The organism is Pseudomonas sp. QLc11A (assembly GCF_052112305.1).
Lineage (GTDB): Bacteria > Pseudomonadota > Gammaproteobacteria > Pseudomonadales > Pseudomonadaceae > Aquipseudomonas > Aquipseudomonas laurylsulfatiphila.
This window is the reverse complement of the sequence record NZ_JAVAJJ010000014.1, coordinates 132,004-144,995: the sequence shown is the minus strand read 5'-3', so window position 1 is coordinate 144,995 and position 12,992 is coordinate 132,004. Positions and strand designations below refer to the sequence as shown.

Here is a 12,992-nt window from a genome sequence, read left to right as displayed (position 1 = left end):
ATTTCATTCAGGCAATTAATTAAGAACTGTGCCATGGCATTCAAATTGCCTTAAAACATATGTGCCTTATTGTTACAGCCGTGCGTTCTATTAAGTAATTCTTCACCCGCGGGGAGCTGAACGCTATTCGCCATGAGCGCCATCGAATCTGCTTTTTTGAATCTGGCTTACCCTCCGCGGCTCGATCTGGGGCCGCAGCTCACTCACGAACAATTGCTCAGCTCGATGCAGTCGACCATGGCCCGTCACAAGGGTGGGCCGGTGTGGCTGTTTGCCTACGGCTCGCTGATCTGGCGGCCTGAATGCACGGCGGTTGAACGGGTTCGCGGCCGGGTGCATGGCTACCATCGCGGGTTGTACCTGTGGTCCCACGAACATCGCGGCACCCCGGAAATGCCCGGCCTGGTGTTCGGACTGGATCGCGGTGGCTCTTGCAGCGGTTTCGCCTATCGCTTGCCCGAAGAGCAACTCGAAGCGTCGCTGTACGCACTTTGGCAGCGCGAGATGCCATTTCCTTCCTACCGCCCGCACTGGCTTAATTGCCGACTCGAAGATGGCAGCCAGGTTCAGGCCTTGGGGTTTGTGCTGGAGCGACATCTGCCCAGCTATGCCGGCAACCTGCCGGACCATGTGTTGAGCCATGTGTTCGAAAACGCTTGCGGGCGTTACGGCACCACTCGCGATTATGTCGAGCAGACCGCGCACGCCCTGCGTAGCCACGCCATGCCAGACCGGAATCTGGAGGCGCGGCTCAAGCGCTGTAAATCAAAGGCCGATCAAGCGAGTGCTTCGCGGCCCTGACTGGCGACTTGTTTGTGACGCAGCGTCGGGGCCAGGAAGGCCATCGCCAGCAGGCAGGCGCCCACCAGTAGCACGAAACCGCCGTCCCAACCGAAATGGTCCACGGTGTAGCCCATCGCTGCACTGGCCGCGACCGAACCGCCCAGGTAACCGAACAGGCCGGTGAAGCCCGCCGCCGTACCGGCCGCTTTCTTCGGTGCCAGCTCCAGCGCCTGCAGGCCGATCAGCATGACCGGGCCGTAGATCAGGAAGCCGATGGAAAGCAGCGCAATCATGTCGATCATCGGGTTGCCGGCCGGGTTGAGCCAGTAAACCAGCGTCGCGACCGTCACCAGCGCCATGAACACCATGCCGGTCAGGCCGCGGTTGCCACGGAAGATCTTGTCCGACATCCAGCCGCACAGCAGGGTGCCCGGGATACCTGCCCACTCGTAGAAGAAATACGCCCACGAGGTTTTATCCACGGTGAAGCCCTTGGCTTCCTTGAGGTAGGTCGGTGCCCAGTCCAGTACGCCGTAGCGCAGCAGATAGACAAAGACGTTGGCCAGGGCGATGTACCAGAGCATTTTGTTGCGCAGCACGTATTTGACGAAGATTTCCTTGGCGCTGAATTCCTCTTCGTGGCTGGCATCGTAGCCTTCCGGGTAGTCGTTCTTGTACCGCTCGATCGGCGGCAGGCCAACCGATTGCGGGGTGTCGCGCATGGTCACAAAGGCAAACACCGCTACCGCCAGTGCCACCGCTGCCGGCACGTAGAACGCCGCATGCCAGTCATTGAACAGGCCCATGCCGATCAGGAACAGCGGGCCGATCAGGCCGCCGCCGACGTTGTGCGCCACGTTCCACACGGACACCACGCCGCCACGCTCCTTCTGTGACCACCAGTGCACCATGGTCCGGCCGCTCGGCGGCCAACCCATGCCCTGCGCCCAGCCGTTAATGAACAGCAGAATGAACATCATGGTCACGCTGGAAGTCGCCCAGGGCGCGAAACCGAAAATGAACATCACGCCAGCCGACACCAACAGACCGAATGGCAGGAAGAAACGCGGGTTGGAACGGTCGGACACCAGGCCCATGAGAAACTTCGACAGGCCGTAGGCAATGGCGATGGCGGACATCGCCAGCCCCAGCTGACCGCGGGAGTAACCCTCGTCGATCAGGTACGGCATCGCCAGGGAGAAGTTCTTGCGCAGCAGGTAGTAACCGGCATAGCCAATGAAGATGCCGGCGAAGATCTGCCAGCGCAGGCGTCGGTAGGTGCTGTCTATTTTTTCTTCAGGCAATGGAGCCTGATGTGCGGCAGGACGAAAGAAAGCAAACATTCAAGAGCTCCAGATTTCTTGTTTTGACTGCGGTTGCGAATGTTACAGTTTCGTTACCGAAAATAGCACCGGTTCTCATCGGCAAAACAGCGGAAATGTTGGATATCGCGCATTCCTTTATGAACATGTCGCTCAGGTGAAAGTGAAGGGCGTTGTAGGAAGCGTTACCCACCCATGCTTTACGCGACTGATCCGTCCCGGGTAGGGCAATTCTTTGGGAAATGTCCTGCTCTGTTACCGGAAGCCGTGACCTTCAGTGCAGCACCCTTGAGCTCTAACCTTGGCCGTACAGCCAGTTGTGGCGTTTCAGGTGCGAGAGAGAAGAGGATGCGGTGGTTTTTGTTTGTGGTGCTGTTGTTTGTTGTGTCTGTTGAAAGCAGCGCAGGGGAGGTGTTCCTGATACCGGAAAACAACCCCAAGCCGATTTACCCACCGGCGCTGCACCGGGCCGGAGTCACCGGTAATGTCCGGGTCAGGTTCATGGCACATGCCAACGGCTCGGTCAGCAAGGTGAGCATTTTGCAAAGCGATCACCCTGATTTCGCCGAGGCGGCCCGGGTCGCCATAGCGCAGTGGCGGTTCAAGCCATGGACCGTTGAGGGTGACAAGCCTGAGGAGCAGGAAGTCATTGCGCCGATGATATTCGGGTTCGATGTGTATCTACCGTTGCATCTCAACCAGCGGCTCAAGGCATTGAGATGTCGCGAACTCAATGCGGCGCTGGCGCGTGCCCCGGAGTACGAGTGGATCGATTCCGCCGCGTTCCATTACGTCCGGGCTTATCTGTCGAACGCGTTTTCCACGGCAACACTGCCGACCGAACGGCGTCTGTCATTGATCGCCGATATGAACAGGAAGGTGCCGATCATTATCAGGCAATGCTCGAACAGCCCGGGATCCAGGTATGTAAGGTTTTTGCCGGAAGACATCCGCCAGTTACTGTAGGGAAAGAGCCTGGACTCAGAGGTCCGGGCCCTTTGCCGGATTCAGCGAACCTGCACCACCACTTTCCCGACTGCTTTACGCTGGCCAAGATCGTTGATCGCCTGCGCCGCATTGCCCAGTGGATACACCTGCGACACCAGCGGCTTCAGCTTGCCTTCGGCAAACCAGCCAAACAGCTGCTGGAAGTTCGCCGCGTTGTCCTGCGGCTGGCGTTGGGCGAATGAGCCCCAGAACACACCGAGCACTGCTGCGCCTTTGAGCAGCGCCAGGTTGACCGGCAATTCGGGGATTCGCCCGCTGGCGAAGCCGACCACCAAAAGGCGACCGTTCCAGGCGATGGCGCGGATGGCCTGGTCGAACAGGTCGCCGCCCACCGGGTCGTAGATCACGTCGGCGCCCTGGCCATCGGTCAGGCGCTTGATTTCGTCCTTGAGGCTGGTTTCGCTGTAGTTGATCAGTTCATCGGCGCCGGCGGCCTTGGCCACGGCGAGTTTTTCCGCGCTGCTGGCCGCGGCAATCACCCGGGCGCCCATGGCTTTGCCGATTTCCACCGCCGCCAGTCCGACACCGCCGGAGGCACCCAGCACCAGCAGGGTTTCGCCCGGTTGCAGGTTGCCGCGCTGCTTGAGGGCGTGCATCGAGGTACCGTAGGTCATGCTGAAGGCGGCGGCGGTGTTGAAATCCATGGATGGCGGAATGGGCAACACGTTGTAGCCCGGCACGGCGACCTGTTCGGCAAAGCTGCCCCAGCCGGTCAGGGCCATGACCCGGTCACCGACTTTCAGGTGGCTGACCTTCTCGCCGACTTCGCGGACCACGCCGGCCGCTTCGCCACCCGGAGAAAACGGGAAGGGCGGCTTGAACTGGTACTTGCCCTCGATGATCAGCGTGTCGGGGAAATTGACCCCGGCGGCGTGCACGTCCAGCAGGATTTCATTCTTCTTCGCGACAGGACTGGCGACGTCTTCCAGCACCAGCGATTCGGCAGGGCCGAAGGCTTTGCACAGCACGGCTTTCATCAGGGCTATTCCTTTGGGAGTGATGGCCGATAAGTGTAGGTGTGTGGGTCGAAGGGTCAACGAGCATGCCCGGCCCTGATAGTCAGCCATAAGCTTGTGCTTGCATGGCGGGTCGTTATGCTAGGCCGCAAACCGGATAAGGAGTGAATTGTGAAAGCGTGGATCATGTTGTTGCTGGCCCTGTCCCTGCCTGTGGCAGCGGTGGCCGAAGAAGCCAAAGAAGATACCGCTCCGAAGGTCAGCTACATCACCCTGAGCCCGCCGTTCGTGGGCAACTACGGCCTGGACGGCACGCCGAAACTGAAAGTCTACAAGGCCGATGTGGCATTGCGGGTGACCGGTGACGAGGCTGCCAAGGCGGTGAAGGCCAATGAACCCTTGATCCGCAACCAATTGGTCGCGCTGTTCGCCCAGCAGACCACCGAGACCATGAACAATGTCGAAGCCAAGGAAAAGCTGCGTCAGGAAGCCCTGAAACAGACCCAGCAGGTGATGAGCGACGAGACCGGCAAGCCGGTGGTTGAGGATCTTTTGTTCAACAACCTCATAATCCAATAAAAACTCTGTTGCCTGGGCCGGCCCTATCGCGGGCAAGCCCGCTCCCACAGTGGTTTCTGGTGCTCACAAAATTTGTGTTCACCGCTAATCCTTGTGGGAGCGGGCTTGCCCGCGATGGCATTTGGATGGGCACCGAGAACCTTACGGCTTGAGCGACATCACCGCCGCCCACTGCTCCGGCGTCACTGGCATCACCGACAGCCGCGAACCTTTCTGCACCAGCGGCAATTCAGCCAGCGCCGTCTGCTGCTTCAGGTAATCAAGCTTCAGCACCCGGGCAAACGTCTCGATATGGGCGACATCGATCGCGCTCCAGGCGTTTTTGTCCGGGGTGGCCTTCGGGTCGAAATAATGGCTCTCTGGCTCCAACGCCGTCGGGTCCGGATACGCGGCTTCGACAATCTTGCCGATACCGGCGATGCCCGGCTCCGGGCAGCTGGAATGATAGAAAAAGAACTCATCCCCCACCGCCATGGCCCGCAGGAAGTTGCGTGCCTGATAGTTGCGAACCCCGTCCCAGCGCGCTTTGCCGAGCTTTTCCAGCCCTTTGATCGAGAGTTCGTCGGGCTCGGATTTCATCAGCCAATAGGCCATGTCTTTTGCTCCTTGCGTGGTGATTGAGCAGCTTTTCGGCAATTTTATGACAAACCGACAGTCGGTTGACGTCAGCATTTGCGCAGCGGTTCACGTTGTCGCAAAATGCCGGCCTTTAAAGCTTGACGCTGCTGCACGGCCTACAAACGGAAACCGCTGCTGTCATCGTGTAGATCTGCCTTTGGGGGGCAATCGATGAAACGCAAACCGGATTTACTATGGATTTTGGTCATTTTATTTGGCCTTGGCGTCGTGACCACCGGCTATGCCCAAAGCCTGTGGGCCAGCAAGACCGATGCACCGGTCGGGCTCGCCCAATTGCAGCAACAGTCGACCGCCTTCAAGCGCTGATCCTGTTGTCCCGGCGTCGCTGATCGAAGTGGCGCCTAGCCTGCGTAATACCAGGCCTTGTCTGTCACCGTTCCCTGAAGCGGCACATCCCAGCTCGCCTGAGCCAATCGCTCCACCTTCTGACACTCATGGGCCAGCCCCAACAGCGTCGGCTTGCGCCAGTCATTGCGACGCGCCAGATAGGCCAGGCTCCGATCGTAGAAGCCGCCGCCCATCCCCAGGCGTCCGCCAACATCGTCAAACCCCACCAATGGCAACAACACCAGGTCCAGCGCCCAGATTCTGCGTTGCCGGGCGAGGTTGGCCCGAGGTTCGAGAATGCGGAAGCGGTTGGGTTTGAGTTTTTCCCCTGGCCGGATGCGCTGGAACACCATTTTGGTGCGTGGCCAGGCACTCAGCACCGGCAGATACGTGGCCTTGCCCCGGCGCTGTGCGGCACGCAGCAACAGGCGCGGATCGATTTCACCGTCGGTCGGCAGATAAAGCGAGATGTGTCTGGCGCGGCGGAACAGCGGTTGCTGGGCCAATTGCTTGTACAGCCCGCGAGCGGCCTGGCGCTGCTGACTGGGTGTCAGTGCGCGACGGGCCTTGCGCAGCATGCGTCGAAGTTGCGGGCGGGGAAGCAGCGCAGGTTCGGTCATGGATTCGGACTTCGGCAAGACGGATACGTAAAGCGTACCCGCAAAAACGCCAATGCCGGTATTTAAACCGGCATTGGACTGGAATCAGGCTCCCCGAATGTGTCGCTGTCGACTTAGCCCTTGAACCCGAAAGTTCAAGGTGGAAGATGCAGTAGGCTTTAAGGCTTTCCGTCTAGCGGACATGCACACCAGCCCAACGTGCAACCTCCAGGGTATAGCAAATCGGCTCAGGGACATCGCCAACTGGCAAACACCCCAGGGAGTGAGGGCAGTATACCGCAAGCGGCGACGCGAATCAGCCTTTGGTGACGTCCGGATCGGTCGCGAGGACCAGATCGACGCGATCGAGCAGGTCGCGAACTTGCTCACGGGTCGAGCCGCTGACTTGAACGTCCGGGCGATCTTCCTTGTGCAGCAGGTCGTGGGTGATGTTCAGCGCAGCCATCACGGCGATACGGTCGGCGCCGATGACTTTGCCGCTGCTGCGGATCTCGCGCATCTTGCCGTCCAGATAACGGGCGGCGCTGACCAGGTTGCTGCGCTCTTCCTGAGGGCAGATGATCGAATACTCTTTGTCGAGAATCTGCACGGTGACGCTATTGCTTGAACTCATGAGTCTTGCTCCAGGGCCTTGAGGCGCGAAATCATCGACTCGACCTTACGCCGGGCGATTTCGTTTTTTTCAATGAGATGCGCGCGTTCCTCGCGCCAGGTCTTTTCCTGAGCTAGTAAGAGTCCATTTTGACTCTTAAGTTGCTCGACTCGGGTAATCAGCAATTCGAGTCTGGCCATCAGCGCTTGCAGGTCGGTGTCTTCCATTGTCTTCACTGTCTGATGGGTGTTGGACTGTAGGAGCGAGCTTGCTCGCGATGGGCGCCAACGATAACGCCGGGTCCCTGACAACCCGCGGCGTTCTCGGGTTCATCGCGAGCAAGCTCGCTCCTACAGGGTTAGTCGATGTAGGATACAAGGCCTTCATTCTAGACATAGCGCCGTCTGGCGCCTAGCTGCCCATGACCATTCAGAATTCCCCGTACCAAGGCTTCGCCACCCTGCTGACTTCCAGCGGCCACAACGTCTCGCCTGCTGAACTGCACGGCCTGCTGCTCGGCCGCAGTTGTGCCGGCGCCGGTTTCGATGCCGAAGGCTGGCTGATCGATGCCGCCGAATTGCTCGAAAGCGAGCCGCAGGACAACGTTCGCAACGCCCTGATCGGCTTGCAAGAGATGGTAAAAGGCGAGCTCACCGGCGATGACGTGACCGTCGTTCTGCTGTTGCCGACCGACGACGCCCCGCTCACCGAACGTGCCGCCGCACTGGGCCAATGGTGCCAGGGTTTCCTCAGCGGTTTCGGCTTGAACTGCCGTGACAGCAGCGCCCTGAGCACCGAGGCCACCGAAGTGCTTCAGGATCTGGCGGCCATCTCCCAGGTGCAAGATGCGCTGGAAGAGTCCGACGACGGCGAAAACGACTATATGGAAGTCATGGAGTACCTGCGCGTCGCGCCGCTGCTGCTGTTCTCCGAGACCAAGAAAGACGTGCCGGCCGCCGCCAAACCGTCGCTGCACTAATCGTTTGCCAGGGAACGCCATCTGCCCATGATCCACATCCCGAAATCGGAATACAGCCGTCGCCGCAAGGCCCTGATGGCGCAGATGGAACCCAACAGCATCGCCATCCTGCCCGCCGCCGCGGTGGCCATTCGTAACCGCGACGTCGAGCACGTCTACCGCCAGGACAGCGACTTCCAGTACCTCAGCGGCTTCCCTGAACCTCAGGCGGTATTGGTGCTGATGCCGGGGCGAGTGCATGGCGAATACATCCTGTTCTGCCGCGAACGCAACGCCGAGCGCGAATTGTGGGATGGCCTGCGCGCCGGGCAGGAAGGCGCGATTCGCGACTTCGGCGCCGACGACGCCTTTCCCATCACCGATATCGACGACATCCTGCCGGGCCTGATCGAAGGCCGTGACCGGGTGTACTCGGCCATGGGCAGCAACCCCGAATTCGACCGCCACCTGATGGAATGGATCAACGTGATCCGCTCCAAGGCCAACCTCGGTGCCCAGCCGCCGAACGAATTCGTTGCCCTGGATCATCTGCTGCACGACATGCGCCTGTATAAATCGGCGGCAGAAGTGAAAGTGATGCGCGAGGCGGCGCGGATTTCCGCCCAGGCGCACGTACGGGCAATGCAGGCCTGTCGCGCCGGGTTGCACGAATTCAGCCTGGAAGCCGAGCTCGATTACGAATTCCGCAAGGGCGGGGCGAAGATGCCGGCCTACGGGTCGATCGTCGCGGCTGGGCGCAACAGTTGCATCCTGCATTACCAGCAGAATGACGCGCTGCTCAAGGACGGTGACCTGGTGCTGATCGACGCCGGGTGCGAGATCGACTGTTACGCCAGCGACATCACCCGGACCTTTCCGGTCAGCGGCAAGTATTCAGCGGAACAGAAAGCGATTTACGAATTGGTGCTGGCTTCTCAGGAAGCGGCGTTCGCCGAGATCGCGCCGAACAAACACTGGAACCAGGCGCACGAGGCCACGGTCCGGGTCATCACGGCCGGGCTGGTCAAGCTGGGTTTGCTCCAGGGTGACGTTGACGAACTGATCGCCAGCGAAGCCTACAAGGCGTTTTACATGCACCGCGCCGGCCATTGGCTGGGCATGGATGTACACGATGTCGGCGAATACAAGGTCGGCGGCGAGTGGCGCGTACTGGAGGTCGGCATGGCGTTGACCGTGGAGCCGGGGATCTACATTGCTCCGGACAACCAGAGCGTGGCAAAGAAATGGCGTGGCATTGGCGTGCGCATCGAGGACGACGTAGTGGTCACCAGAACCGGCTGTGAAATATTGACGGGCGGCGTGCCGAAAACCGTCAGCGAAATCGAGGCCCTGATGGCGCAAGCACGGACACAAGCGGCATGAGTCGAGTCAACCTGGCAATCATCGGTGGCGGGCTGGTCGGTGCGAGTCTGGCGCTGGCCTTGCAGGCTGGCGCCAAGGCCCGAGGCTGGAAGATCGTGCTGATCGAGCCGTTCGCCCCGGGGGATACGTATCAACCGAGTTACGACGCTCGTTCTTCGGCGCTGTCCTTTGGCTCGCGGCAGATTTACCAACGCCTGGGCGTCTGGCAGGAAGTTTCCCGCCGCGCCGAGCCGATCAAGCAGATTCATGTTTCCGACCGTGGTCGATTCTCGACGGCGCGGTTGTCGGCGATGGAAGAGGGTGTTCCAGCGCTGGGTTATGTCGTTGAAAACGCCTGGCTCGGCCAATGTCTGTGGCAAGGCCTGGACAAGGACGTGATCAGCTGGCGTTGCCCGGCGGAAGTCACCCGCATGGAGCCGCTGACCGATGGCTATCGCCTGACCCTCAATGATGAAACCACCCTTGAGTGCGACCTCGCGGTGCTCGCTGACGGCGGCCGCTCCGGCCTGCGCGAGCAACTGGGGATCGGCATCCGCAAGCGTCCATACAACCAGAGCGCACTGATCGCCAACATCACCCCGAGCGAGGCTCACAACGGCATGGCCTTCGAGCGTTTCACCGACGAAGGCCCGATGGCGTTGCTGCCACTGCCGGAAAACCGCTGTGCTCTGGTCTGGACTCGCCTGGGCATGGACGCGCAACGCCTGGCGGCCCTCGATGAGCGCAGTTTCCTCAGTGAATTGCAGGGCGTCTTCGGTTATCGCCTTGGTACGTTGAAGCAGGTCGGTGCACGACATCTGTATCCGCTGACACTGGTCGAGGCCGAAGAACAGGTACGTCCGCATCTGGCGGTCCTCGGCAACGCGGCGCACAGCCTGCATCCGATTGCCGGTCAGGGGTTCAACCTGTCCCTGCGCGATGCACAGGCCCTGGCCGATGCCTTGCTCGCCAGCGATAAACCCTTGGGCGACTTCGCCACCTTGCAGGCCTATCGCGAATGTCAGCGTTTGGACCAGAACCTCACCGTGGGCTTCTCCGATCAGGTCACGCGCCTGTTCGGCAGTACCCAGCCGCTGGTGTCCCTGGGTCGCAACATTGGCTTGCTCGGCCTCGACCTGCTGCCGCCGGCCAAACGCTGGTTTGCCCGACAGGCGATGGGGCTGGGGACGCGACCGGATGCGTAGCTGGTTGATCCGCCGATTTGGCAAGGCACGATTGATAAAAAACCTGCCGCACTTGCAGGTCGACATTCATGACGGCGCCGGTCACCTGGTGGCGCGGGTCGGGAAAACCCTTTACGTGCGGCTCAAGCCGCAAGAGAGACAGGCTTAAAGCATGGAAATGCGCGCAGATCTGCTGATTGTCGGGGCCGGAATGGTCGGCAGCGCCCTGGCGCTGGCGTTGCAGAACAGCGGGCTGGAAGTCCTGCTGCTGGACGGCAGCCCCATGAGCGTCAAACCCTTCAACGCTCAGGCCACTTTTGAGCCGCGGGTGAGCGCCTTGTCGGCTGCGAGCCAACGGATTCTCGAACGCCTTGGCGTCTGGGACGGCATCGCCGAGCGGCGTAGCAGCCCCTACACCGACATGCAGGTCTGGGATGGCAGCGGCACCGGGCAGATTCACTTCTCGGCGGCCAGCGTGCATGCCGAGGTTCTGGGGCATATCGTCGAAAACCGAGTGGTCCAGGATGCCTTGCTCGAGCGCCTGCACGACTGTGACCTGGGGTTGCTGGCCAATGCACGGCTGGAACAGATGCGCCGCTCCGGCGATGACTGGCTGCTGACCCTGGCCGATGGCCGCACCCTGCGTGCACCGCTGGTGATCGCAGCGGATGGCGCCAATTCGGCCGTGCGGCGCCTGGCCGGGGTCGCGACCCGCGAATGGGATTATCTGCACCATGCCATCGTCACCAGCGTGCGTTGCGCCAAGCCGCATCAGATGACGGCCTGGCAGCGCTTCACCGACAACGGTCCGTTGGCGTTTTTGCCGCTGGAGCGCGACGGCGAACAGGACTGGTGCTCGATCGTCTGGTCGACCACACCCGGCGAAGCCGAACGCTTGATGGCGATGGATGACCAGGGTTTCTGCAAGGCACTGGAGCGAGCCTTTGAGGGGCAACTCGGTGAAGTGCTCAGCGCCGACCCGCGGCTGTGTGTGCCCCTGCGCCAGCGGCATGCCAAGCGTTATGTGGCTGAAGGCCTGGCGTTGATCGGCGACGCGGCCCACACCATTCACCCGTTGGCCGGGCAGGGTGTGAACCTCGGATTCCTCGATGCCGCCGTGCTGGCCGAAGTGTTGCTGCAAGCGGCAACCCGTGGCGAACGCCTGGCGGATGTGAAAGTCCTCAGCCGTTACGAGCGTCGTCGCATGCCCCACAACCTGGCACTGATGGCGGCGATGGAAGGCTTCGAGCGCTTGTTCCAGGCGGATCCGTTGCCGGTGCGCTGGTTGCGTAATACCGGGTTGAAAATGGTTGAGAAGATGCCGGAAGCCAAGGCCTTGTTCGTGCGTGAAGCTCTGGGGTTGACCGGGGATCTGCCGGCGCTGGCCAAGCCCTGAGTTCTGCATAGAGGCTACTGGCCTCTTCGCGGGCAAGCCCGCTCCCACAGGTATCGCTTTGGGCACGGGATTTGTGAACGACACCGGCCACTGTGGGAGCGGGCTTGCCCGCGAAGGCGTCAGCACAAGCACCAAAAATTCCAGGCGTCGCAACATCCAGTAACGCCTCCGCGATCAGCTTCGATTGAGAAGCTAAATGTGAGTCCTTATCATTTGCCCTCATTTTCCAATCGAGAGATCGCTCCCATGTTGGCACCGAAGCGTCTACTGACTGCACTGGCCCTGACCCTGATTGGCAGCACCGCCGCCCAGGCTGCTGACGAGGTGGTGGTCTACTCCTCGCGTATCGACGAGCTGATCAAGCCAGTATTCGATGCCTACACCGCCAAGACTGGCGTGAAGGTGAAGTTCATCACCGACAAGGAAGCGCCGCTGATGCAGCGGCTCAAGGCCGAGGGCGCGAATACGCCGGCCGACCTGCTGCTGACCGTCGATGCCGGCAACCTCTGGCAAGCCGAGCAGATGGGCATCCTCCAGCCGTTCACCTCGAAAACCATCGACGCCAACATTCCGCTGCAGTACCGGGCAGCCTCCCACGCCTGGACCGGCTTGAGCCTGCGGGCGCGGACCATTGCCTACTCCACTGACCGTGTGAAGCCGGGCGAACTGACCACCTACGAAGCACTGGCCGACAAGCAATGGGAAGGCCGCCTGTGCCTGCGTTCGGCGAAGAAGGTCTACAACCAGTCCCTGACCGCGACCATGATCGAAGTGCACGGCGCCGGCAAGACCGAGGAAATCCTCAAGGGCTGGGTCAAGAACCTGTCTACTGACGTATTCTCCGACGACACTGCGGTGCTTGAAGCGATCAATGCCGGCCAGTGCGATGTCGGCATCGTCAACACCTACTATTACGGCCGCCTGCACAAGCAGAAGCCGGATCTGCCGGTGAAACTGTTCTGGCCGAACCAGGCCGACCGTGGCGTACACATCAACCTGTCGGGTATCGGCCTGACCCAACACGCGCCACACCCGGAAGCGGCCAAGGCCCTGGTGGAGTGGATGACCACGCCTGAAGCGCAGAAGATCTTTGCCGACGTGAACCAGGAGTTCCCGGCCAACCCGGCCGTACAGCCATCGGCTGAAGTCGCCGCATGGGGCAAGTTCATCGCTGATACCTTGCCTGTGGAAATCGCCGGCAAGCGCCAGGCTGAGGCGATTCGCTTGATGGACAAGGCTGGCTGGAACTAAATCGACCGTTATACT

General features: G+C 60.8%; 15 protein-coding genes, 1 other RNA gene and 1 pseudogene. 10 read left to right on the top strand and 7 right to left on the bottom strand.

The annotated features are described in order from the left end of the window. Nucleotides 1-132: 132 nt before the first annotated feature. Nucleotides 133-801: a gamma-glutamylcyclotransferase gene (locus tag Q8X48_RS20330; RefSeq protein WP_007978886.1), complete on the top strand. Its 669-nt coding sequence runs from the start codon at nucleotides 133-135 to the stop codon at nucleotides 799-801. Here the strand turns inward: Q8X48_RS20330 and glpT are convergent. Further along, nucleotides 777-2,126, bottom strand: coding sequence for a glycerol-3-phosphate transporter (gene glpT / locus Q8X48_RS20325; RefSeq protein WP_407800065.1), 1,350 nt, complete (start codon nucleotides 2,124-2,126; stop codon nucleotides 777-779). The genes Q8X48_RS20330 and glpT overlap by 25 nt on opposite strands. A gap of 327 nt (nucleotides 2,127-2,453) precedes the next feature. Here glpT and Q8X48_RS20320 point away from each other — a divergent pair, with 327 nt between their 5' ends. Further along, the gene (locus tag Q8X48_RS20320; RefSeq protein ID WP_407800064.1) at nucleotides 2,454-3,071 is read left to right on the top strand and encodes an energy transducer TonB; all 618 of its coding nucleotides are present in this window, start codon (nucleotides 2,454-2,456) and stop codon (nucleotides 3,069-3,071) included. 41 nt (nucleotides 3,072-3,112) lie between these two features. Here Q8X48_RS20320 and Q8X48_RS20315 read toward each other — a convergent pair whose 3' ends face one another. Beyond that, the gene (locus tag Q8X48_RS20315; RefSeq protein WP_007978892.1) at nucleotides 3,113-4,090 is read right to left on the bottom strand and encodes an NADPH:quinone oxidoreductase family protein; all 978 of its coding nucleotides are present in this window, start codon (nucleotides 4,088-4,090) and stop codon (nucleotides 3,113-3,115) included. 150 nt (nucleotides 4,091-4,240) lie between these two features. On the opposite strand from Q8X48_RS20315, the gene Q8X48_RS20310 reads away from it, so the two are divergent. Next, entirely contained in the window at nucleotides 4,241-4,648 is a 408-nt protein-coding gene (locus Q8X48_RS20310) for a flagellar basal body-associated protein FliL (RefSeq protein ID WP_095964287.1), read from the top strand. Nucleotides 4,649-4,789: 141 nt separating this feature from the next. Here the strand turns inward: Q8X48_RS20310 and Q8X48_RS20305 are convergent, their stop codons facing one another. Then, nucleotides 4,790-5,242, bottom strand: a complete 453-nt coding sequence (locus Q8X48_RS20305; protein ID WP_126048219.1) for an EVE domain-containing protein — start codon at nucleotides 5,240-5,242, stop codon at nucleotides 4,790-4,792. Nucleotides 5,243-5,437: 195 nt separating this feature from the next. Between Q8X48_RS20305 and Q8X48_RS20300 the strand changes: the two genes are divergently transcribed. Then, nucleotides 5,438-5,593: a hypothetical protein gene (locus Q8X48_RS20300; RefSeq protein WP_015097305.1), complete on the top strand. Its 156-nt coding sequence runs from the start codon at nucleotides 5,438-5,440 to the stop codon at nucleotides 5,591-5,593. Between the two features lie 35 nt (nucleotides 5,594-5,628). Here the strand turns inward: Q8X48_RS20300 and Q8X48_RS20295 are convergent, their stop codons facing one another. The 4 genes from Q8X48_RS20295 to Q8X48_RS20280 form a co-directional block, all read right to left on the bottom strand. Then, nucleotides 5,629-6,234 carry a 5-formyltetrahydrofolate cyclo-ligase gene (locus Q8X48_RS20295; RefSeq protein ID WP_007978899.1) on the bottom strand — a complete coding sequence of 202 codons (606 nt, stop codon included), beginning with the start codon at nucleotides 6,232-6,234 and terminating at the stop codon, nucleotides 5,629-5,631. Nucleotides 6,235-6,320: 86 nt separating this feature from the next. Beyond that, nucleotides 6,321-6,499, bottom strand: a non-coding RNA gene (gene ssrS, locus Q8X48_RS20290) — 6S RNA. A gap of 30 nt (nucleotides 6,500-6,529) precedes the next feature. Next, nucleotides 6,530-6,847 carry a cell division protein ZapA gene (locus Q8X48_RS20285; protein ID WP_007978902.1) on the bottom strand — a complete coding sequence of 106 codons (318 nt, stop codon included), beginning with the start codon at nucleotides 6,845-6,847 and terminating at the stop codon, nucleotides 6,530-6,532. After that, nucleotides 6,844-7,053, bottom strand: a complete 210-nt coding sequence (locus tag Q8X48_RS20280) for a TIGR02449 family protein (RefSeq protein WP_007982902.1) — start codon at nucleotides 7,051-7,053, stop codon at nucleotides 6,844-6,846. Before Q8X48_RS20280 ends, Q8X48_RS20285 begins: the two co-directional genes overlap by 4 nt. A 194-nt stretch (nucleotides 7,054-7,247) precedes the next feature. Between Q8X48_RS20280 and Q8X48_RS20275 the strand changes: the two genes are divergently transcribed. The 6 genes and pseudogenes from Q8X48_RS20275 to Q8X48_RS20250 all read left to right on the top strand — a co-directional run bounded on the left by Q8X48_RS20275 (nucleotide 7,248) and on the right by Q8X48_RS20250 (nucleotide 12,977). Beyond that, complete coding sequence (locus tag Q8X48_RS20275; protein ID WP_095964285.1) at nucleotides 7,248-7,805, top strand: YecA/YgfB family protein; 558 nt, start codon at nucleotides 7,248-7,250, stop codon at nucleotides 7,803-7,805. A gap of 27 nt (nucleotides 7,806-7,832) precedes the next feature. Beyond that, on the top strand, nucleotides 7,833-9,167 hold the full coding sequence (gene pepP / locus Q8X48_RS20270) for a Xaa-Pro aminopeptidase (RefSeq protein WP_015097302.1): 1,335 nt from the start codon (nucleotides 7,833-7,835) through the stop codon (nucleotides 9,165-9,167). Then, complete coding sequence (gene ubiH, locus Q8X48_RS20265; RefSeq protein ID WP_407800063.1) at nucleotides 9,164-10,351, top strand: 2-octaprenyl-6-methoxyphenyl hydroxylase; 1,188 nt, start codon at nucleotides 9,164-9,166, stop codon at nucleotides 10,349-10,351. The genes pepP and ubiH overlap by 4 nt, the downstream gene beginning before the upstream one ends. A 37-nt stretch (nucleotides 10,352-10,388) precedes the next feature. Next, nucleotides 10,389-10,499 (top strand): annotated as a pseudogene (locus tag Q8X48_RS20260) (tetrameric acyl-CoA thioesterase); the annotation flags it as partial. A gap of 9 nt (nucleotides 10,500-10,508) precedes the next feature. Further along, a complete protein-coding gene (locus Q8X48_RS20255) occupies nucleotides 10,509-11,726 on the top strand; it encodes a 2-octaprenyl-3-methyl-6-methoxy-1,4-benzoquinol hydroxylase (protein ID WP_407800092.1) in 1,218 nt (405 codons plus the stop codon). Nucleotides 11,727-11,972: 246 nt separating this feature from the next. After that, nucleotides 11,973-12,977, top strand: coding sequence for an extracellular solute-binding protein (locus Q8X48_RS20250; protein ID WP_015097299.1), 1,005 nt, complete (start codon nucleotides 11,973-11,975; stop codon nucleotides 12,975-12,977). The last annotated feature ends 15 nt before the right edge of the window (nucleotides 12,978-12,992 follow it).

Coding starts and splice junctions, on each gene's coding strand:
- Q8X48_RS20250 (WP_015097299.1), top strand. CDS start 11,973: ATGTTGGCACCGAAGCGTCTACTGACTGCACTGGCCCTGACCCTGATT.
- ubiH (WP_407800063.1), top strand. CDS start 9,164: ATGAGTCGAGTCAACCTGGCAATCATCGGTGGCGGGCTGGTCGGTGCG.
- Q8X48_RS20275 (WP_095964285.1), top strand. CDS start 7,248: ATGACCATTCAGAATTCCCCGTACCAAGGCTTCGCCACCCTGCTGACT.
- pepP (WP_015097302.1), top strand. CDS start 7,833: ATGATCCACATCCCGAAATCGGAATACAGCCGTCGCCGCAAGGCCCTG.
- Q8X48_RS20320 (WP_407800064.1), top strand. CDS start 2,454: ATGCGGTGGTTTTTGTTTGTGGTGCTGTTGTTTGTTGTGTCTGTTGAA.
- Q8X48_RS20330 (WP_007978886.1), top strand. CDS start 133: ATGAGCGCCATCGAATCTGCTTTTTTGAATCTGGCTTACCCTCCGCGG.
- Q8X48_RS20300 (WP_015097305.1), top strand. CDS start 5,438: ATGAAACGCAAACCGGATTTACTATGGATTTTGGTCATTTTATTTGGC.
- Q8X48_RS20315 (WP_007978892.1), bottom strand. CDS start 4,090: ATGAAAGCCGTGCTGTGCAAAGCCTTCGGCCCTGCCGAATCGCTGGTG.
- Q8X48_RS20280 (WP_007982902.1), bottom strand. CDS start 7,053: ATGGAAGACACCGACCTGCAAGCGCTGATGGCCAGACTCGAATTGCTG.
- Q8X48_RS20285 (WP_007978902.1), bottom strand. CDS start 6,847: ATGAGTTCAAGCAATAGCGTCACCGTGCAGATTCTCGACAAAGAGTAT.
- Q8X48_RS20255 (WP_407800092.1), top strand. CDS start 10,509: ATGCGCGCAGATCTGCTGATTGTCGGGGCCGGAATGGTCGGCAGCGCC.
- Q8X48_RS20295 (WP_007978899.1), bottom strand. CDS start 6,234: ATGACCGAACCTGCGCTGCTTCCCCGCCCGCAACTTCGACGCATGCTG.
- Q8X48_RS20305 (WP_126048219.1), bottom strand. CDS start 5,242: ATGGCCTATTGGCTGATGAAATCCGAGCCCGACGAACTCTCGATCAAA.
- glpT (WP_407800065.1), bottom strand. CDS start 2,126: ATGTTTGCTTTCTTTCGTCCTGCCGCACATCAGGCTCCATTGCCTGAA.